Source organism: Roseivirga seohaensis subsp. aquiponti (assembly GCF_001267955.1).
Classification (GTDB): domain Bacteria; phylum Bacteroidota; class Bacteroidia; order Cytophagales; family Cyclobacteriaceae; genus Roseivirga; species Roseivirga seohaensis.
Map to the genome: position 1 here is coordinate 20,543 of NZ_JSVA01000012.1, position 18,678 is coordinate 39,220.

Annotated in this window: 20 protein-coding genes; 15 read left to right on the forward strand and 5 right to left on the reverse strand. The window is 37.8% G+C overall.

The genetic code is table 11. The features are described from left to right. Window positions 1-5: 5 nt before the first annotated feature. The 9 genes from OB69_RS11720 to rsmI all read left to right on the forward strand — a co-directional run bounded on the left by OB69_RS11720 (window position 6) and on the right by rsmI (window position 7,547). Complete coding sequence (locus tag OB69_RS11720) at window positions 6-1,331, forward strand: tetratricopeptide repeat protein (protein WP_053223929.1); 1,326 nt, start codon at window positions 6-8, stop codon at window positions 1,329-1,331. Between the two features lie 66 nt (window positions 1,332-1,397). Continuing rightward, window positions 1,398-1,940, forward strand: a complete 543-nt coding sequence (gene lptC, locus OB69_RS11725) for an LPS export ABC transporter periplasmic protein LptC (RefSeq protein ID WP_185096903.1) — start codon at window positions 1,398-1,400, stop codon at window positions 1,938-1,940. Next, on the forward strand, window positions 1,927-2,139 hold the full coding sequence (locus tag OB69_RS18715) for a hypothetical protein (RefSeq protein WP_053223931.1): 213 nt from the start codon (window positions 1,927-1,929) through the stop codon (window positions 2,137-2,139). The genes lptC and OB69_RS18715 overlap by 14 nt, the downstream gene beginning before the upstream one ends. Further along, complete coding sequence (locus tag OB69_RS11735) at window positions 2,139-3,419, forward strand: hemolysin family protein (protein WP_053223932.1); 1,281 nt, start codon at window positions 2,139-2,141, stop codon at window positions 3,417-3,419. Before OB69_RS18715 ends, OB69_RS11735 begins: the two co-directional genes overlap by 1 nt. A gap of 85 nt (window positions 3,420-3,504) precedes the next feature. After that, window positions 3,505-5,634: a peptidylprolyl isomerase gene (locus tag OB69_RS11740; RefSeq protein ID WP_053223933.1), complete on the forward strand. Its 2,130-nt coding sequence runs from the start codon at window positions 3,505-3,507 to the stop codon at window positions 5,632-5,634. 58 nt (window positions 5,635-5,692) lie between these two features. Beyond that, window positions 5,693-5,959, forward strand: a complete 267-nt coding sequence (locus tag OB69_RS11745; RefSeq protein WP_053223934.1) for a DUF493 family protein — start codon at window positions 5,693-5,695, stop codon at window positions 5,957-5,959. Window positions 5,960-5,970: 11 nt separating this feature from the next. After that, entirely contained in the window at window positions 5,971-6,633 is a 663-nt protein-coding gene (locus OB69_RS11750; protein WP_185096904.1) for a class I SAM-dependent methyltransferase, read from the forward strand. Between the two features lie 3 nt (window positions 6,634-6,636). Further along, on the forward strand, window positions 6,637-6,867 hold the full coding sequence (locus OB69_RS11755; protein ID WP_053223936.1) for a 4a-hydroxytetrahydrobiopterin dehydratase: 231 nt from the start codon (window positions 6,637-6,639) through the stop codon (window positions 6,865-6,867). Between the two features lie 5 nt (window positions 6,868-6,872). After that, window positions 6,873-7,547 carry a 16S rRNA (cytidine(1402)-2'-O)-methyltransferase gene (gene rsmI / locus OB69_RS11760; protein ID WP_053223937.1) on the forward strand — a complete coding sequence of 225 codons (675 nt, stop codon included), beginning with the start codon at window positions 6,873-6,875 and terminating at the stop codon, window positions 7,545-7,547. Between the two features lie 8 nt (window positions 7,548-7,555). Here rsmI and OB69_RS18610 read toward each other — a convergent pair whose 3' ends face one another. Continuing rightward, window positions 7,556-7,720, reverse strand: a complete 165-nt coding sequence (locus OB69_RS18610; protein ID WP_157608561.1) for a hypothetical protein — start codon at window positions 7,718-7,720, stop codon at window positions 7,556-7,558. A gap of 55 nt (window positions 7,721-7,775) precedes the next feature. On the opposite strand from OB69_RS18610, the gene OB69_RS11765 reads away from it, so the two are divergent. From OB69_RS11765 to feoB, 3 genes are all read left to right on the forward strand, one after another. Further along, a complete protein-coding gene (locus OB69_RS11765; RefSeq protein WP_053223938.1) occupies window positions 7,776-9,116 on the forward strand; it encodes an HTTM domain-containing protein in 1,341 nt (446 codons plus the stop codon). Between the two features lie 115 nt (window positions 9,117-9,231). After that, complete coding sequence (locus OB69_RS11770; protein ID WP_245620809.1) at window positions 9,232-9,453, forward strand: FeoA family protein; 222 nt, start codon at window positions 9,232-9,234, stop codon at window positions 9,451-9,453. Between the two features lie 3 nt (window positions 9,454-9,456). Next, window positions 9,457-11,571 carry a ferrous iron transport protein B gene (feoB, locus tag OB69_RS11775; RefSeq protein ID WP_053223939.1) on the forward strand — a complete coding sequence of 705 codons (2,115 nt, stop codon included), beginning with the start codon at window positions 9,457-9,459 and terminating at the stop codon, window positions 11,569-11,571. 15 nt (window positions 11,572-11,586) lie between these two features. Here the strand turns inward: feoB and OB69_RS11780 are convergent, their stop codons facing one another. From OB69_RS11780 to OB69_RS11790, 3 genes are read right to left on the reverse strand one after another with little or no spacing between them, the layout of a single operon-like run. Then, on the reverse strand, window positions 11,587-13,071 hold the full coding sequence (locus tag OB69_RS11780) for a carboxypeptidase-like regulatory domain-containing protein (protein WP_053223940.1): 1,485 nt from the start codon (window positions 13,069-13,071) through the stop codon (window positions 11,587-11,589). A gap of 8 nt (window positions 13,072-13,079) precedes the next feature. Further along, a complete protein-coding gene (locus OB69_RS11785; protein WP_053223941.1) occupies window positions 13,080-14,060 on the reverse strand; it encodes a FecR family protein in 981 nt (326 codons plus the stop codon). Window positions 14,061-14,107: 47 nt separating this feature from the next. After that, entirely contained in the window at window positions 14,108-14,680 is a 573-nt protein-coding gene (locus tag OB69_RS11790; protein ID WP_053223942.1) for an RNA polymerase sigma-70 factor, read from the reverse strand. 205 nt (window positions 14,681-14,885) lie between these two features. On the opposite strand from OB69_RS11790, the gene OB69_RS11795 reads away from it, so the two are divergent. The 3 genes from OB69_RS11795 to purE are packed head-to-tail and all read left to right on the forward strand — an operon-like array spanning window position 14,886 to window position 18,344. Continuing rightward, the gene (locus OB69_RS11795; RefSeq protein WP_053223943.1) at window positions 14,886-16,673 is read left to right on the forward strand and encodes a MutS-related protein; all 1,788 of its coding nucleotides are present in this window, start codon (window positions 14,886-14,888) and stop codon (window positions 16,671-16,673) included. 28 nt (window positions 16,674-16,701) lie between these two features. Next, the gene (locus tag OB69_RS11800; protein WP_053223944.1) at window positions 16,702-17,841 is read left to right on the forward strand and encodes a 5-(carboxyamino)imidazole ribonucleotide synthase; all 1,140 of its coding nucleotides are present in this window, start codon (window positions 16,702-16,704) and stop codon (window positions 17,839-17,841) included. Next, window positions 17,838-18,344 carry a 5-(carboxyamino)imidazole ribonucleotide mutase gene (gene purE, locus OB69_RS11805; protein WP_053223945.1) on the forward strand — a complete coding sequence of 169 codons (507 nt, stop codon included), beginning with the start codon at window positions 17,838-17,840 and terminating at the stop codon, window positions 18,342-18,344. The genes OB69_RS11800 and purE overlap by 4 nt, the downstream gene beginning before the upstream one ends. A 49-nt stretch (window positions 18,345-18,393) precedes the next feature. On the opposite strand, the gene OB69_RS11810 is transcribed toward purE, so the two are convergent. Next, a complete protein-coding gene (locus OB69_RS11810; protein ID WP_053223946.1) occupies window positions 18,394-18,615 on the reverse strand; it encodes a hypothetical protein in 222 nt (73 codons plus the stop codon). Between the last annotated feature and the right edge of the window lie 63 nt (window positions 18,616-18,678).

Genomic DNA, 18,678 nt, shown 5'->3' on the forward strand with positions numbered 1-18,678 from the left:
GTATTATGAGAATTAAATTTTTATTGACCTTGATCATTATTACCTCTGGGTACTCTGCTATGGCTCAATTCAAATGGCCAGAAGACCCAGAAAAAAGAAGTGATGCACAAACAAAATGGACTTTGTTTAGCGATACCGAAAAGGCGGGTAATTATGATGCCGCTAAAGGTCATCTGGAATATATTTTAGAGAATTACCCTGAATTAAGTGAGTCAACTTATATTAAAGGAATCGCGATTTGGGACGAATCATGGGAAAATGGTAAAACTGAGGCTGAAAAAGAAGCAGCGGCAGCTAAAGTAATGTCATTATATGATATGCGCTTTGAAACCTACCCTGAGTCAAAGAAAGACAACATTGGTCGTCAGGCTATTTCTGCTTACAAGTATTATATTAAGGATGCCGATAAAACGAAATATCTTCTAGACTTATTTAAACTCACCTATGAGCTTGAAGGTAATGAAGGCTTCTACTCAACTGGGCGTTACTATATGCAAACTGCCGTTTTAGGTTATGCACGTGACATTGGTCTTACTGATGATCAGCTTATTGAAATCTACAATACATGTACTGAGCACATTGATTATCAAATTCAAAAGGCGAAAAGCCAGAATAAGAGCACTAAAAGTATGGATGCGGTAAAAGAGTTTGTTGATAAAAAATTAGCAGACCTTAACCTAATCGACTGTAATTTCATTGTAGAAAAGCTTGTTCCAGAATTTAAGGCAAACCCTAACGATGAAGAGCTTGCAAACAAAATATTTGTTTATGCATTCAATGGCGGATGTACAGATGCCGATTGGTTTATTGATGCCGCTAAAACGGTATTAGAAACTAAACCTCAATATGGTATTGCTAACATGCTTGGCTCAACTTATCTTAAAGAAAAAGATTATGTTAACGCTAAAGTATACTACGAAAAGGCCATAGAAATTGCTGAAGATAACACTGACAAGGGTAAAGCTATGAAGCAGATTGTTTTAATGGAGCGCCTTGAAGGAAATAAAGCTGAAGCTAGAAAAATTGCCATTGCTGCTGTTGAAATTGACCCAACTTTGAAAGAAGAAATGTACACCTTGATTGGTGATATGGTGTGGCAAAGTAATGAGTGTAATCAAGAGAAGAGCCAAGTAAATGATAGAGCTAGATATATTGTTGCCTACGATTATTATATTAAAGGAGGTAATCAACTGAAAGCAAGTCAAGCAAAGGCACAATTCCCAAGTGGTGGAGAAATTTTCACCGAAGGTAAAGAAGTAGGAGACTCCGTTACTGTTGGCTGCTGGATACAGCAAACCGTTAAATTACAGAAAAGACCCGATCAGCAATAGTTGATTTCTAAATAATAATAAAGGCGGTCTTCTCTATTCGGGAAGACCGTTTTTCATATCATGAGATTGAAAAAGTTTATACCACTTTTGTTCATTATGGCTTTTACGGCCTGTTTTTCTGAGCCAAAAAAATTGGCCGAAATGGAAGAGTATGACGGTCCTATTCTGGAATCCGATTATGTAGAAATCATTATGACTGAAGGTTCTATTCGAAAACTGGGAATCAAAGGGAATAAACAATTAACTTTCTCCAATGGAGATTTAGAGTTTCCAGAAACCATAAGGATTGATTTTTTTGATAGCGAGGGCGACACAACTTCAGTGCTTACGGCTTTGGAAGGTTTTTATGATGCAAAAACAAAACTTTATAGAGCCAATGGCGATGTAGTAGTTAGAAACCTAAAGGAAAATCAAACACTGAAAACCGAAGAGTTATTCTGGAATCCAAACACAGAAAGAATTTATACGGATCAGTTTTTTATTGTAACAACAGAAACGGAACTGATTCAAGGGACAGGCATGGACGCCCCACAAGATTTTTCCGAGTTTTCAGTAACAAACCCAAAGGATTCGGAATTCGAAATTAAAGAGACAAATGAAAACAACTAGTGGCACCATAATCTTTTCACTTTGTGTAGTCACATTTGTGATTGGAGTTCATCAAACAATGACCTATGGCATTGCCTATTCCTATTTTATTTTTATGATATCAGTAGGTCTATTATTTTTATACAGATATAGGAAGTCTAAACACAAAGAACAGGAAGAACAAGCCAAATCAGCACCTAAGCGGAAAAAGAAAAATTAATGGACTACTACCAAATTACGGTTATCATCATTACCCTGATTTTTTCAGCATTTTTTTCTGGAACTGAAATCGCGTTTGTAACCTCCAGCAAGCTCCAAATAGAGCTTCAGAGTAAAAAAGGCTCGCTTAGTGGTAAAATATTGGTGTTTTTTACTCAGAAGCCCTCGAGACTTATCAATACCGCATTGGTGGGAAATACAATTGCCTTAGTTATTTACGGCTACTTCATGGCTTTAATTTTAGAACCTCTCATCATGCGGGTTTTGCCAGAGTATTTAAATAATCCAGGCGCTGTTCTTCTTATTCAAACCGTATTATCAACCCTGTTGGTTTTGTTTACTGCAGAATTCACTCCAAAAAGCATATTTCTAATTAATCCCAACCGATTATTGAGCATACTTTCGGTGCCAATTATGCTCATTTTCATTATCATGTTTCCGTTGGTTTGGGTAATTGAGCAAATGTCTCGTTTTATCATAGTTTATGTTCTAAGACAGAAATTCTCTGAAGATCGCCCAGTTTTTGGACTTACCGATTTGCGCTCATACATCCAGCGCAATACTCACAAAGACATTAAAGAATCCAAAGTAGAATTGGATACTAAAATCTTCAACAATGCCCTTGAATTCAAAACCGTTAAAGTGAGAGAATGTATGATTCCTCGAACAGATATTGCTGCGGTGGAATTAGAGGATTCTATTGAAGATTTAAAAAACGAATTCATAGAAAGCGGGCACTCTAAAGTTTTAGTGTACCGAAATAATATAGATGAAGTGATTGGCTATTGCCACGCTCTAGCCTTATTTAAAAAGCCTCAGGATATAGAGAGTATTCTTACTCCAATAATAATTGTACCCGAAACAATGCTCGTGAATGAACTTATGATTCAGTTTATTCAAGAAAGAAAGAGCTTGGCCCTCGTTGTCGATGAATTTGGTGGAACTTCTGGCTTGGTAAGCTTAGAAGATGTAATCGAAGAAATTTTTGGTGAGATCCAAGATGAACACGATGATGAAGACTGGGTAGAGCAACAACTTGACGAGAATAATTATCTTTTTAGTGCTCGTCATGAGGTTGATTACTTGAACGAAAAGTATGATTTCAACATACCAGAAGGCGATTACGATACGCTAGGAGGCTTTATCCTGTCGATTACTGAGAATATTCCTCAAGTAAATGAGACCATTTCTGTTCCTCCGTTTAAAATAAAAATAGTGGCAATGGAAGATGCTAGGATTGATAGTGTAATGCTCAGCATCCTGCCAGACAGAGAAGACTGATTAACAGGGCTTTTTGTCTGTATTTTCTTTTGCTAATAGGTCATAAATCAATTATGTTTGCGGCTATTTCAATTAATAAGTACAAATGGCAATAATTAACACGCTTCGTGAAAAGATGGGACGACTTTTGGTAGTCGTAGTTGGAGCATCGATTTTAGCTTTCGTTTTAACCGATGTTTTAAGTAGTAGGTCGTCCATTCTGGGTAGTGATAAGCAAGAAGTTGGAGAGATTTCTGGAGAATCAATCAGTCAGCAAGAATATGCTAACCTAGTAGAAAGCATCAAACAAAATTACATGGCTCAATACGGTATTAACCCGAATGAGTTCTTAATGCAAACCATTAGAGATCAAGCTTGGGAGCAGTTAATTGCTCAAATTGCTTACACAAAACGTTTCGATAAGGCTGGTATTGCGGTTTCTGGCGATGAAAGAATCGACATGGTGCAAGGCAAGAATATTTCGCCTCAAGTATTACAACAATTTGCAGACCCTCAAACAGGAGAGTTAGATCGTCAATTTTTGAACCAAGTTTTGGTGAATAGCGATTTAGACCCACAATCTAGACTTAGATGGCAATTGTTTGAGAACAGTTTGGCTGAAAACAGACGAATGACGAAGTATCAGAACTTAATTCTGAAAACCAACTATGTGACTTTGGCTGAAGCACAGCAGGAGCATATGGAACAAGAAGGTGGAATCACTTTAGATTACCTTTACATTCCTTTCTTAGCGGTAGATGATAACCAAATTACTGAAGTTACTGATACCGATTTACAAGCTTATTTGAACGAGCATAAAGATGAATACACAGTAGAAGAAAGCCGTTCAATCGACTATATTTCTTTCCCGGTGATTCCATCAGCTGCGGATAGTGCCTATTATACTGAAGAACTGAATCTCCTTCGAGCTCAACTCGAAACAGGAGATAATGACTCTACTTTAGCCGTAATTAATACAGAACAAGGTATTGGATTCGGTACTTTTGACCCATCAGCTCTTCCAGATGATGTTGTTAATAACCTTTCCAACCTTAAAAAGGGTGATGTAATTGGCCCTAAATTATCAAACGGAATTTATACACTTTTCAAATTATCTGATATAGTTAAAAGTGATGCCGAGTTTGTAAGAGTAAGCCACATCTTATTAAGAACAGAGGGAATGTCGGCAACAGAAAAAGCTCAAGTAAAAGCCAAAGCAGAAGGTATTTTACGTCAGGCTAGAAATGGTGCAGATTTCGCTCAGTTAGCAATCGAAAACTCTGAAGATTCTTCAGGTCCTTCTGGAGGAGACTTAGGATGGTACAGAAAAGGAGGAGACGCACAAGGTCAGTGGGCTGAACCATTTGAAAATGCTGCTTTCTCTGTAAATCGCGAAGGTGTAATTAACCGTGTGGTTGAAAGTGATTTCGGTTACCATATTATGAATGTAACTGGTGCGCCAAGTAACAACCGTTATAAGGTTGCTATGATTCTTAAGGAATTAACGCCATCAGACGAAACGATTGATGTTGCATATCAGAAAGCAGGGCAGTTTGTTTTGGAAACTGATTCTTACGATGAGTTTGTAAACAATGCATCTGCAAACGGTTATTCTGTTTTCAGTGGAAATAACATTAACTCTAATAGCTCTAGCATTGGTAGACTACAAAATGCTCGTCAAATTGTGACTTGGTTGTACGGAGAAGCTTCAGTTGGAGATGTTAAAGACTTCGACCTAGGAGAAGAATATGTTGTAGCAGTTTACAGAGCCAAAGTAGAAGCCGGTACTGCAAAACTTACCGATAGTGGTGTGAGAAGTCAAATCAAGCTTAAGGTTGAAAACGCTAAGAAAGCGAAATACATCACTGATAAAATTGCATCAGCATCAGGTTCATTGTCAGATATGGCCGCTTCATTTGACGCCATAGCGCAAGTTTATACTGATACTGAAGTGAAATTAAGCTCTAATTCTTTACCAAACGTAGGAGTTGCCCCTGCTGCGGTAGGTACGGCTTTCGCTCTTAAAAATGTTGGAGATAGATCTAAAGCTATTACAACCGATGTTGGAGTTGTTATTATGGAGCTGAAATCGAAAAATGCCCCAGCGGCCATTACTGATTACACAACTTATGTTAATCAAATTCAACAAAGAGCATTAAATAACGCCCAATTGAAGATGAATCAATCGATCAGAGAAAAGGCTGAAATTTTAGACAAACGTTATAAATTTTACTAAAAATATTAAATCGGCCTTCGGGCCGATTTTTTTTTGACTCTTCCTGCCTTAACTTAGCATGATGCAAAAGTTTACTTCAGAGAATTTTAAAGAAAAACTAGAAAGTACCCTTAATTTTCCAGCGTTATATATGTTTAAGTTTATTGTGGAAGAAGAAAAGCAAAATGAAGTAAAAAAGCTTTTCCCGGGCCACGACCTTAAAGCAAAAGCCTCTAGTAAGGGAAAATACGTGAGCATCACGGCTCAAGTCATGATGCCCTCTAGCGATGCAATTATTGAAGTTTATCTTGAAGCTGCAAAAATTGAGGGAATTATAGCTCTGTAATTGTGAGATCATTGTCTTACATATTGCTCATTCTTCTAGTTTGGTCCTGCTCCAGTCGGCCAAAAGAACAAAGTGTAGATTCTACTACTGAGAAAGAGGAATTGGTGCCAGAAGCTTTAGATGAAAGTCAGGATTTACAAGAAGACAAAGAAAGGACAGAATGGCAAAATCCTGAGTTCGTAGTTAATTTATTGGGCGATTTAACCGATAAAACTGTAGCCGATGTTGGGGCTGGATCTGGTTACTTCACTTTTAAGATTGCTAGAAAAGCCAAGAAGGTAATAGCTTTAGATATCGACCCAAATTCGTTAGAATATATTCAAAACCAGAAGTCCATTGTAGGCAAGTGGGCCGATAATATAGATACCCGTTTAACTCCTGCAGATGTGCCTAATTTGTTAGATAATGAGGCTGATATCGTATTGATAGTAAATACTTACGCCTATATTCCGAATAAAGACCAATATTTGAGCCGGTTAAAAAAGGGAATAAAGAAAGACGGCACTTTGGTGATTATTGATTTTAAGAATGGCGATATACCTGTAGGCCCTTCAGATGAGGCCAAGGTTCCGAGTAGAAGATTAGAACAATCCTTACAAAAAGCTGGTTTCTCAGGTATTAAAACAGACATTAAAAGTCTAGAATATCAGTACATCATTACAGCTAAAAATTAAGATATGTGGGAAGAGAAGAACAATAAACTCGTTCGAAAATTTGAGTTTGATGACTTTATAGAGGCTTTCGGCTTTATGACCAAGGTGGCTATTTGCGCTGAAAAAATAAATCACCACCCAAATTGGTCGAACGTTTATAATACGGTTACTATTGAGCTAACCACACACGATGCTGGCAATACCGTTACTGAAAAGGACCGTGAATTGGCTAGCAAAATTGACCAGTTAATTTGAATTAGATGTCTGAGGTTGCTTTGTATCTTGTACCAACCCCAATTGGAAACCTTGAAGACATTACTTTAAGGGCTTTAAGAATATTGAATGAGGTGGATGTTATCTTAGCAGAAGATACGCGTACTTCTGGCAAACTATTAAAGCACCATAATATTACTAAGCCGCTTCAGAGCTACCACATCTTCAATGAACACAAAACGGTAGAAAAACTGATTAGCAGAATGGAATCGGGTGAAAAGTTTGCACTGATTTCTGATGCAGGAACTCCTTCTATTTCAGACCCTGGTTTTTTACTTGTAAGAGAGTTGTTAAAGGCTGGTTTAGAAGTTAATTGTTTGCCGGGAGCAACGGCTTTTGTACCCGCCTTGGTTAATTCAGGATTGCCATCTGAGCGTTTTGTTTTCGAAGGCTTTTTGCCTCATAAAAAGGGAAGGCAGACACGGTTAATGAAATTGGCCGAAGAAGAGCGAACCATTATACTTTATGAATCGCCTCACAGATTGATTAAATGTTTAGAACAACTGAAAGAACATTTGGGCGATAGAAAAGCCTCTGTATCTAGAGAAATCTCAAAGATGTTTGAGGAAACGGTTCGAGGCACGTTATCAGAACTAGTGGCTCATTTTACAGCTAAGGGAGTAAAAGGCGAATTTGTGGTTTTGGTAGAAGGAAAGAGCTAATTTTTATATTAGCCTCCGCACCCAATATTCCTTTTAAATGAAACATCTTTAGGAATTCCGCCAAAATCGAAAGCATCATTTTCAATACTTTCTTCATTTTTTTCAACGGGCTTATCCTCCTTTTTCGTTATCTTTTTTGACTTTTTCTCGACCTTAACTTTTTTTTCTTTCATAATTTTATAACCAAAGTCTCCGGTTTAAAATTCCAAAATTGTATAGCTTAGATGTATGTTGAATTTCTTTTCTAAAATTATTCAAAAGCAATTCGATCCAGTAGATAATTCTCCGCTCGTTTTATTTCGGATGATTTTTGGTTTTCTAATCTTCGCAGAAACTTTTGGAGCAATACTTACAGGTTGGGTAAGGCAGGCACTGATTGAACCTGAGTTTACGTTTACACTTATTGGTTTAGAATGGCTCCAACCTCTTCCAGGTAGCGGAATGTACGTGTATTTTGGCTTAATGGCCATTTGTGGCCTTTGTGTCATGGTGGGCTATCGTTATAGGCTTACGCTCAGCATCTTTACTGTTCTATGGACGCTGGTGTATTGGATGCAGAAATCTTTCTACAATAATCATTACTACCTGCTGATCCTCCTGTGTTTATTTATGTTATGTGTTCCAGCCCATGCCTATGCTTCTTTCGATGCGAAAAGATGGAACTCTGTGGTAAGCACGACCTGTCCTAGGTGGTGTATCAGCATTTTTATAATACAGCTCTGGATTGTATTCACGTATGCCGCCTTAAACAAGCTGTACCCCGGTTGGCTCGAAGGACATTTTATTCAAGTGGCTATGAGCTCTAAAAGAGGCTATTGGTTAATAGGTGATCTTTTGCAAGAACAATGGCTTCAAAAAACGGTAATTATAGGTGGTGTAGTCTTCGATCTTCTAATTGTTTATTTTTTGCTATGGAAGAAAACAAGAGTAGTGGCATTTATTGTTTCAATTGGTTTTCATTTATTCAATGCAGTAGTATTTCAAATTGGCATTTTCCCTTTTATGATGATTGGGCTCACAGTGTTTTTTTTCAACCCAGAAACCATCAGAAAGACCTTTTTCCCAAGGAAAACATTAATTGCACTTTCAAATAATGAACAAACAAAACTTAAGGCGGGTAGGTTAGCCTTGGCAGTGGCTTTTGCCATTTATTTTGGTTTTCAAATTTATCTTCCTTTACGTCATCATCTATATAAAGGGGATGTCTTTTGGACCGAAGAAGGGCATAGGCTTGCTTGGAGAATGATGCTGAGAGTGAAATACGGAAGCTTGTCTTTTGACATCAAGCATCCTGAAAGCAATAGAACATGGCAGGTAAATCCTAAAGAGTTTTTTACATCTAAGCAAGTAGCAGCTGCGGCATCAAAGCCGGACATGATTTTGCAAATGACCCGATGGATGAAAAAGCATTATGCTAAAGAAGGAATTACTGGAATTGAAGTCTATGCTAACACTAGTGTTTCTTTGAATGGAAGTAGCCGGCAAGTAATTATTGACCCTGAAGTGGATCTAGCCAAAGTAAAATGGCAACCGTTTAAACATTCTGAGTGGATTCTGAGCCCAGAATAAGTTTTTCTTTACCTCTGCTAAAATAGATTAACCTAAAAGGCATCAGTATTTTGTTATCATCGTTGACTCTAGTAAATTGCGGCTGTTTATATTTAATCTAAATAAGCATAGAGCCGTGAGAAGTCTAGCAGAGTTAAAGAAAAACGAGAGAGGAATTATAAATGGGTTTAAAGATGACTCTCTTTCCGTAAAACTAATCGAAATGGGCTGTCTGCCTGGCACAGAAGTTTCTGTAGATCTGATAGCTCCGTTTGGCGACCCGATTGCTATTGGTGTTTCTGGTTACTGCTTATCGCTCAGAAAAGATGAAGCGGCCTGTATCATGATTGAAGATTAGCACATGGCAAGCACAGACCGAATTAAAATTGCACTGGTTGGAAATCCTAATTCTGGAAAAACCACACTTTTCAACTTACTTACTGGGCTAAATCAAAAAACAGGCAACTTTCCTGGAGTTACGGTAGATAAAAAATCTGGGTTCTCTAAACTTCCTGATGGCACTACGGCCGAAATCATTGACCTTCCTGGTACTTACAGTATCTATCCGAAAACATTAGACGAACAGATCGTTCAAGACATTCTGCTCGACCCAGAGCATTCACAATACCCAGACAAGGTTATTGTAGTTACCGATGCCTCAAATCTAAAAAGAAACCTACTCCTTTTTACTCAAATCAGAGATTTGGGTATTCCTTTGGTTTTAGTGTTGAATATGATGGATGTGGCTCAGTTGAAAAAACTGAATATCGATTTAAGAGGCCTTTCCATTGATTTAGGAGTTAAGATAATCCCTACAAACTCTCATTCTGGAGATGGAATTGCAGCTTTAAAAGAAGCTCTCACTCAGCCTTTAGTAAAAAGTAAAAGGCCGTTCTACGATATTTATGATTTAGCGCCTAAAACCATAGACGCAATAAAAACCGAATTTGACCTCACCGAAAATTACCGTGCTTATCAATATGCGCAGCAGTCGGTAAGGTTGAATTTCTTGAATGACAAAGAGAAGGAAAGAATTGCTAAAATTAAGGATGAGAATGGCTTTTATGATGTTCCAACTCAGTCACAAGAAACTTTAGGTCGGTACCAATTCATTTCCGATATCGTAGATCGTAATGTAAAGAACTCTCGCGATCCACTTAAGAAATCGGTAAGCCAGAAAATAGATAGGGTAGTAACCCATCCTGTTTTTGGTTACCTCATTTTCTTTACGGTGCTTATGCTTATTTTTCAAGCCATTTTTGCTTGGGCAGAAGGGCCTATGAACCTTATTGAAGGGTCTATTGCTGAATTTAGCGGTTGGGTAAAGGGTATTCTTCCAGAAGGAATTTTATCAGACTTGCTCACAGATGGCGTTTTAGCAGGGCTTGCTGGCGTACTCGTATTTATACCTCAAATTGCTATTCTTTTTGCATTTATAGCGCTGCTAGAAGAAAGCGGCTATATGTCGAGAGCAGTTTTTCTTATGGATAAACTGATGAGAAAAGTAGGGCTAAATGGTAAATCTGTGGTGCCATTAATAAGCGGAATGGCCTGTGCAATTCCGGCAATCATGGCAACAAGAAACATTGAAAGTTGGAAAGATAGGCTCATCACAATTTTTGTAACCCCATTTATGAGCTGTTCGGCTAGGTTACCAGTTTATGCCATTTTAATTGGTTTGGTAGTTCCTGAACAACAAGTTTTGGGCATATTCAATCTTCAAGGTTTGGTGCTTCAAGCACTCTATTTACTTGGGTTTTTAGCAGCAATTGGTTCGGCATATGTAATGAAGCTTATTTTAAAAACTGGCCAGAAATCATATTTCATTATGGAACTGCCGGGCTATAAAATTCCAAGCTGGAAAAATATTGGGCTCACGATTTATGACAAGAGTAAAACTTTTGTGCTTGAGGCTGGAAAAATAATCATCGCTATTTCTATTGTATTATGGGTGTTGGCATCTTATGGTTTCAACGATAATTTCCGAAATGCGGAAGAAAACGTTAGGCAGCAGGTAGGAGAAAACGCTTCTCAAGAAGAGTATGAAGTAGCACTAAGCTCTTATAAACTCGAACATTCTGTAGCTGGCTCGTTTGGTAAAATTATAGAGCCTGCAATTCGTCCGCTTGGTTATGATTGGAAAATAGGAATTGCCCTTATCACGTCATTTGCAGCGCGAGAAGTTTTTGTAGGTACCATGTCTACGATATATAGTATTGGTGCCAGCGATGACGATGAAGTAACGATTAGGGAAAGGTTGAGAGAAGAGAAAAACCCTGAAACTGGCGGCCCCATGTATACCCCTGCCGTTGCATTTTCTTTAATGGTTTTCTATGCCTTTGCTATGCAATGTATGAGTACTTTGGCTATAGTGTATAGAGAAACTAAAGGGTGGAAATGGCCAATAATTCAAACGGTATATATGACAGCAGTGGCTTATATATCGGCATTTATTACCTATAATATTTTCTCTTAAACGTAACTGCCAAGATTATTGGTCTGATTCTTTTGGCCTAAAGTTTAACGGTAGCTTTACCGAAAAACCACCCCATGTCCACCAGCCGAGGTACAGGGCAGCTCGCTTACTACTAAAATAGCCGGGGTAGGCAATTAATGGTTGTTTTTCTTGAAACAGAATTACTGACTTTTGAAACAGCGGTACATCACTGATGTCCATGCCTACTACTTGGTAACTTGTTAGGCTTTGATCATTGCTTAATGAAATGGTAGACCTTGACTTCTGGTCAGTGTATTTATAGTTTCCACTTTTGGATTTACTTCTGAAAAGCTTTTTATATTCTTCATCTTCATAATCTTTTGTGTAGGTAATTTCTATGTCAGAAGAGGTTATCAACTTATACTCTAGCTCTTTTTCAGCTGGCTCAAGTTTTATGATTTCTGAAATTTTGGCAGGGTTCAAAGGTGTGCTGTATTCTGAAGTTACCGAGTCGAACTGAACCGTATTTACTAAAAACCCTTCTTCTGCAACTCTGCCTTCTATTAATGAATTCAAAAAATGATTTACAGACCCCAAATAGGCCTTTTCTCTAGCTGCTTCCCATTTACTATTTTGCTTTCTAGATTTTGGTTCAAGCTCTGTAAACTGAGCTTTTCCAATATAAGTTTTAGTGCCATTTATAAAAGTAAATTCCTCCAGCATATAGCTAATAGAATAGCCTAAGGCGTAATTCTCTATATATAGTTTGTCGTTAGCTGTTACCTCATAGTTATTTAATGAATCCAGTATAAAGAAATCAAGCACTTCAGGATTCACAATTCTACAATCTTTAGCATTGTTATCTCTTCCTAAAAAGTCTTCTTCAAACCTTTTCAAGAGTCTCCGATCACTTTTTCGCTGCTTTCTGGTCTTGTTGGCCGAGACTTCAACAGGCTCTAAAGCTACTTCGTCAACATTCATTTCAATAATAAACCGATTGTTTTCTAAGGGTTGCGAATAGTTGAAAGGAATTGTCTTGGCTTGATAACCCACGTAGGAAACTACTAGGTTAAAGGCTATATAGGGGATATTACGAATTTCAAAATAGCCTTCTCTATTTGTGGGAACTCCAAAGGTGCTATTATCGATAAATACGTTGGCATAGGGAAGGGGAGCTTGTGTTTCGGCATCAAGTACCTGCCCCTTTATTGTTCGGTCTGTGGAGGGCTGTTTAAGGATTACTACCGTTCCGTTGACCTCTCTGTAATATAGATTGGCTTTTGATAGAATGTCATCTAAAATCGACCGTAAGGATACACTATCATACGTCACCGAAAATTTATCCATTTTCGGAATGATCATAGTATTGTACGAAAAATTGATTTGCGTCTGACGGTTCAATTGACGTAAAGCCGCACTAAGCGTTACGTTGTCAAATTCAACAACGTATTGAAAGTCTAAAATAGAATTAGACTTGTCTTGAGCTTGTGCATTAATACACCAAAATGCGTATATGGAAACCAAAAATCCCCTGAGCATGCAACAATTTAATGATAGCAGGCCTTTCCGTCTAATTTTATTTGATTTTCTTTAAAGGAAACGAGCTTTACTTCTGGGAAAGTGGCTACAATAGTCTTAATTACGTCTTCAATAGTAGCTCCTTGAAAAGTTGAAGTTAGAGGGCAAGCGCCAATGGCTTCATTATAGTCAACTTCTACCCAGTAAGTGTCTTCTAAATCTTTGAATACTTCACTTAAAGGAGTGTCATCGTATTCAAGTTTTCTTGTCCACCAACCGCTAAAGTTAGTGTCTTTCATTTCCTTCTTCTGTAGTACTTTTCCTGTTTTATCAAGTTTGGCACTTTGTCCTTTGGCTACTTGTTCTTTGGCTCCTGTAATTGTTGAAGAAAATTCCACCAAGCCTTCAGTAACATCCAACTCTACACCATCTTCAGCATCGGTTGTTAAATTGAAACTAGTGCCTAAAACTTTTACTGTACTGTTTCCTGCTTCTATTATAAAGGGTTTTTTTTCATCTCGAACAATGTCAAAATTTGCCTCTCCGCTTAAAATCACATTGCGATTGCTGTCTCCAAAACTCTTTGAAAGGGTAAGTTTAGCATTAGCGTTTAATTTTACTAATGACCCATCAGGCAATGTAAATTCTTTGATTCCATGGGGTACTGAGGCTAATTCTGTACCTTCAGCTTCTTGGTTCAGGGTAGAGTTATAAATGAAATAACCAGCAACAGCGAGTACCAACAAAGTGGCGGCAACTTTTAAGAAACTAAAGTTAGTCCTTTGAATTTTTACAACCTTAGTCTCTTTTGTGCGTTCGTTTACTTTATTCCATGCGGTATCCGCATTGAAGATTGTGTTATCCTCATTGCTTGTTAAATCAAGCACTTTAGCATAGGCCTCTAAATCGAGTCTAAGCTTTTCATCTTGAATCAATTGCGATTCAAAATCGGCTCGTTCGCTAGTGTTTAGTTCATTGGCCAAGTATTTGGCCACTAACTCTTCCATCATTTCCTTCTTTCTGTCAGTTAATGTAACAACCCTGACAATTTATTCCCCTATAACAAAACTACAACAGGCAGAAAAAAAACCAGATAATCTTGAAGTTGGGTTCTTAATAACTTAAGTGCTTTCCCCATATGTACCTCAACAGTCTTTTTTGATATATGTAGTTCTTCTGCAATTTCATGGTATTTTAAGCCTTCCTCTCTACTCATTCTAAATACTTTTTGACATTGAGGTGGTAAGCCCTCAATTGCGTCATCGATTCTTTTTTGTAGTTCAAAATCAGGCTGATGACTTACATAACTTTGGATGCTGATTTCTATAGAATCTTGCTTATTATTTACATATTTATTGACCACCTTTTCATGCTTAATATAATTAAGGGCAGTGTTATAAGCGGCTCTAAACAAGTATGATTTGAAGTTGATGTCTTCTTTAAGCATCTCTCGTTTTTCCCATAGGTTTACGAAAGTACTCTGTACAATTTCTTCGCAGGTGTCTTCATCACGAAGAATTCTAAATACATACCTACAAGCACCATTGTAATGCTCTTTAAATAGATGCTCAAAAGCACGTCTATCGCCATTGGCAAATGCAGCAAGAAGTTGATTTTCGTTTAACGACACTCTTTAAGATTTCAGCAGCGTTGAAGATAAAAAGAAAAAACAAATTCCAATGAATTCACGTGTTTGCATACTAATTAATTGATGTTTTTTGTAGAAGTGTAAACTGTGGTGTCTATGTTTGAACATAAATACGCCTGAATGGTAAGATTGGTTTTTTATTCCCATTATTTTATCCAAAGCCGCATTTAAACCGCTAATTAACAAAATGGAAAAAATTTTTAACGAGAGGGCAGAGCAGTTTAGGCTTAGTCTGGATAAACTAAAGAAACGATCACTTTCACTGGCATGGCTGAGGGTATCTTCTTTCTTTGGAGCAATCATTCTAATCACCTTGTTTGCAAATGCTAAAATTACGCAAGGTATAACAGCAACCATTGTGGTTTTTATTCTGCTGTTTTTCTATTTGCTGAAAAAGCATCTCGCAGTAAAGAAACAACTAGATTTTACCGAAGCTCTGTTTAAAGTGAATGAGGAAGAACTTCAAAGGTTAGAAATGAAACTTGCGACCTTAGATGATGGAGCTGAGTTTATTAATCCACTTCATGAATACCATATTGACTTAGATGTTTTTGGCAGGCATTCACTTTTTCAATTAATCAATCGTGCATCGACTGCTTTCGGTAGAGTAACTATGGCAAATTGGCTTAGCACACCTGCCAATAAAGATGAAATACTTCTGAGACAAGAGGCCGCTAAAGAAGTAGCACCATTAGTAGACTGGAGACAAAATATTCAGGCAAGCGGAAGAGCATTTAATGAAGAAAAGGCAAACATTGAGCCGTTACTTTCTTGGATAAAAGAGCCTAATGTTCTGTTAACAAAAGCGTTTTACCGACTTGCAATTTTTATTTTTCCACTGCTATCTGTCACTTGTATTGTACTTTCTTCGATAGGCGTTGCCCCAATCGGACTTCCTGTTTTAGCGGTTTTCATCAATATTGGTGTTTTAGCCACAGTATTTAAATATGCGGGAGATGTATTTCAGAAAACCATTTTCAGTAATAAAATATTGAAGGCCTACGAAGCCCAAATTGCTTGGATTGAAAAACAAGAACTGACATCGCCTTTAATGAAGCAATTGAAGGCGAAACTTCAAACCGATGGTAAAGATGCTTCGGTAGTAATAAACCAGCTCCAGTTTATTTTAGATAACCTGCACAATCGGGCTAACATGATGTATCAGATATTCAATACGCTCTTTACTTTAGATATCTTTTGGTTGATCCAGGCAGAAAAATGGAGAGAGAAAACAAAAGAAGATATCCAATCTTGGTTCGAGGCCATTGGTGAAATTGAAGCCGTGAATAGCCTTGGTGCATACTACTTTTCAAACCCAACTGCTGTTTTTCCTACCATTGAAACAGAACCATTTGTGATTAGAGCCACTCAAATGGGTCACCCCATGCTAAACGCTAAAAAGAGGGTAAGCAATGATTTTGATTTCTCTGGAAAGGGTGGAATCTGTTTAATTACGGGTTCGAATATGAGTGGGAAAAGTACATTTTTAAGAACTGTGGGTGTGAATTCAATTATGGCACTAATGGGCGCGCCAGTTTGTGCCGAGTCCATGAATATTTCTAAACTTCAGGTGTTTACCAGCATGCGTACTCAGGATGATTTGGAAGAAAGCGTTTCTTCTTTTTATGCTGAATTGAAAAGATTGAAGCAGCTTCTGGGTTCTATCAACACAGAAACTCCTACACTATTTATGATTGATGAGGTTTTGAAAGGGACCAATTCAGAAGACCGACATACTGGAGCTATCGCTTTAATCAGGCAATTGAATAAATCATACGCCTTTGGCTTTGTTTCCACACATGATTTAACGCTTGGTAAAATAACTACAGAGCTTCAAGGCATTAAGAATTACAGCTTTAATAGTGTAATTCAAAATGACGATATCATATTTGATTATACACTTACTCCAGGCCTTTGCAAAAGCTTTAACGCAACTAAGCTCATGCAAAAAATGGGAATAGAAATTATTGATTAAATTTGCCCGCATTCCATTAAAAGCAAGCATGTCGGTATTTGATTCTAATTTCAAAATAGGAGTTTTAGGAGGAGGTCAGTTGGGTCGAATGATGATTCAGTCAGCCATAGATTTCAACTTTAATGTACACGTATTAGACCCAGACGCAAACGCGCCTTGTAAAGAAATTGCCACTTCGTTTACACACGGAAAACTCACTGATTTTGATACGGTTTACAGTTTTGGGAAAGACAAAGATGTAATTACCATCGAGATTGAAAATGTAAATACCGAAGCTTTGAAGCAACTGGCCAAAGAGGGTAAAAAGGTGTTTCCACAGCCTGAGGCAATTGAGTTGATTCAAAACAAGACACTTCAGAAAAGGTTTTACAAAGAAAACGGAATACCTACAGCCGACTTTATTGAAACTCAATCTAAAGCCGATGTCGCAAAACACACAGACTTCCTTCCTTTTGTAAACAAACTGGCCACTGGTGGTTACGATGGCCGAGGAGTGCAAGTTATTCGTACCGAAGAGGCATTAGAGAAAGCTTTTGATGCCCCCGGTTTTGTTGAAAAGCTTATTCCTTTCGAAAAGGAAATAGCGGTGATCGCTGCTAGGAATGAAAAGGGTGAAATAACCTGTTTTCCAACCGTTGAAATGGTTTTTCACCCAGAATTGAACCTTGTTGAATATTTGTTTTCACCGGCCATTGTGAGCCAGAGTATTGAAAACAAAGCACAAGAAATTGCCAAAACATTAATCAGTAAACTGAACATGGTAGGTCTGCTGGCCATTGAAATGTTTTTGACAAAAGAGGGAGAGATATTGGTGAATGAAATAGCCCCACGAACTCACAATAGCGGTCATCAAACTATTGAAGGCAACGAGACTTCTCAATTTGAACAACACCTAAGAGCCATTTTAAATTTGCCTTTGGGTAGCACCAAAATTGTACAGCCCGCAGCAATGGTAAACCTTTTAGGTGAGGCTGGCTTTGAAGGGCCTGCAAAGTATGAGGGAATGGAAAACGTACTAAGCCAAGAAGGTATCCATGTACACCTTTATGGAAAAAGAATTACTAAACCTCACCGCAAAATGGGGCATGCTACAGTTACCGCAAGTAGCATAGAAGATTTGAATGAAAAAGTTAATTTCGTAAAAGCAGAATTAAAGATAAAAGCATGAGCAAGGCATTAGTGGGAATCATCATGGGTAGTCAGTCGGATTTACGTGTAATGTCTGATGCGGCTTCTGTTTTAGAAGAGTTGGGTGTGCCTTTCGAGGTAACCATAGTTTCTGCACATCGCACACCACATAGAATGGTTGACTATGCTGAAAAAGCCATTGAAAATGGTATTAAAGTAATTATTGCTGGTGCTGGTGGGGCAGCGCATTTGCCGGGTATGGTGGCTTCATTAACTACTTTGCCTGTAATTGGTGTGCCTGTAAAATCTAGTAACTCTATTGATGGTTGGGATTCAGTGCTTTCTATTTTACAGATGCCAGGAGGAGTGCCTGTAGCTACAGTAGCGTTAGATGGAGCAAAAAATGCAGGAATTCTGGCAGCTCAAATTGTGGGTACTTTTAACGAAAAGGTGGCTGAAAACCTGAAGGCGTACAAAACACAAATGCGTAAAAAAGTAGAAGACAGCGTAGAAGAGTTAGCGGCTAAAGGCTGGAAAAAATAGAGCCAATGCCTAGGCTTAGGCGTAACTTCTTTCTCTTCTCACTCAAATTTTATATTTCAAATTCTAACTCGTTCATTCCTGAATATTGAAAATCGAACCAATATTCATATTCTGAATACTGAATGCAGTCCTCTAAAACTTGATCGGGCAAATTAAGCCTAACAAAACTTGTTTGTGGCAACCATTCCCTAAGTCTCAAAGCCTGATCAAAAGGCAATCTCGAAACCTGAATATATCCAGTGCCTAAGTCGATGTGGGGATACGCTTTCATTTGAGTGCAATTCTAAACAATTCTAACATGTTTAACTTAATCTTCTGTTTATCAGATTGTTAA

What these genes read in the sequence shown, in the direction of transcription:
- OB69_RS11780 (WP_053223940.1), bottom strand. Translation starts at nt 13,071, where the DNA reads ATGCTCAGGGGATTTTTGGTTTCCATATACGCATTTTGGTGTATTAAT.
- OB69_RS11795 (WP_053223943.1), top strand. Translation starts at nt 14,886, where the DNA reads ATGGAAAAAATTTTTAACGAGAGGGCAGAGCAGTTTAGGCTTAGTCTG.
- OB69_RS11735 (WP_053223932.1), top strand. Translation starts at nt 2,139, where the DNA reads ATGGACTACTACCAAATTACGGTTATCATCATTACCCTGATTTTTTCA.
- OB69_RS11740 (WP_053223933.1), top strand. Translation starts at nt 3,505, where the DNA reads ATGGCAATAATTAACACGCTTCGTGAAAAGATGGGACGACTTTTGGTA.
- rsmI (WP_053223937.1), top strand. Translation starts at nt 6,873, where the DNA reads ATGTCTGAGGTTGCTTTGTATCTTGTACCAACCCCAATTGGAAACCTT.
- OB69_RS11745 (WP_053223934.1), top strand. Translation starts at nt 5,693, where the DNA reads ATGATGCAAAAGTTTACTTCAGAGAATTTTAAAGAAAAACTAGAAAGT.
- OB69_RS11785 (WP_053223941.1), bottom strand. Translation starts at nt 14,060, where the DNA reads ATGATGGAAGAGTTAGTGGCCAAATACTTGGCCAATGAACTAAACACT.
- OB69_RS11755 (WP_053223936.1), top strand. Translation starts at nt 6,637, where the DNA reads ATGTGGGAAGAGAAGAACAATAAACTCGTTCGAAAATTTGAGTTTGAT.
- OB69_RS11810 (WP_053223946.1), bottom strand. Translation starts at nt 18,615, where the DNA reads ATGAAAGCGTATCCCCACATCGACTTAGGCACTGGATATATTCAGGTT.
- feoB (WP_053223939.1), top strand. Translation starts at nt 9,457, where the DNA reads ATGGCAAGCACAGACCGAATTAAAATTGCACTGGTTGGAAATCCTAAT.
- OB69_RS18715 (WP_053223931.1), top strand. Translation starts at nt 1,927, where the DNA reads ATGAAAACAACTAGTGGCACCATAATCTTTTCACTTTGTGTAGTCACA.
- OB69_RS11800 (WP_053223944.1), top strand. Translation starts at nt 16,702, where the DNA reads ATGTCGGTATTTGATTCTAATTTCAAAATAGGAGTTTTAGGAGGAGGT.
- OB69_RS18610 (WP_157608561.1), bottom strand. Translation starts at nt 7,720, where the DNA reads ATGAAAGAAAAAAAAGTTAAGGTCGAGAAAAAGTCAAAAAAGATAACG.
- purE (WP_053223945.1), top strand. Translation starts at nt 17,838, where the DNA reads ATGAGCAAGGCATTAGTGGGAATCATCATGGGTAGTCAGTCGGATTTA.
- OB69_RS11720 (WP_053223929.1), top strand. Translation starts at nt 6, where the DNA reads ATGAGAATTAAATTTTTATTGACCTTGATCATTATTACCTCTGGGTAC.
- OB69_RS11765 (WP_053223938.1), top strand. Translation starts at nt 7,776, where the DNA reads ATGTTGAATTTCTTTTCTAAAATTATTCAAAAGCAATTCGATCCAGTA.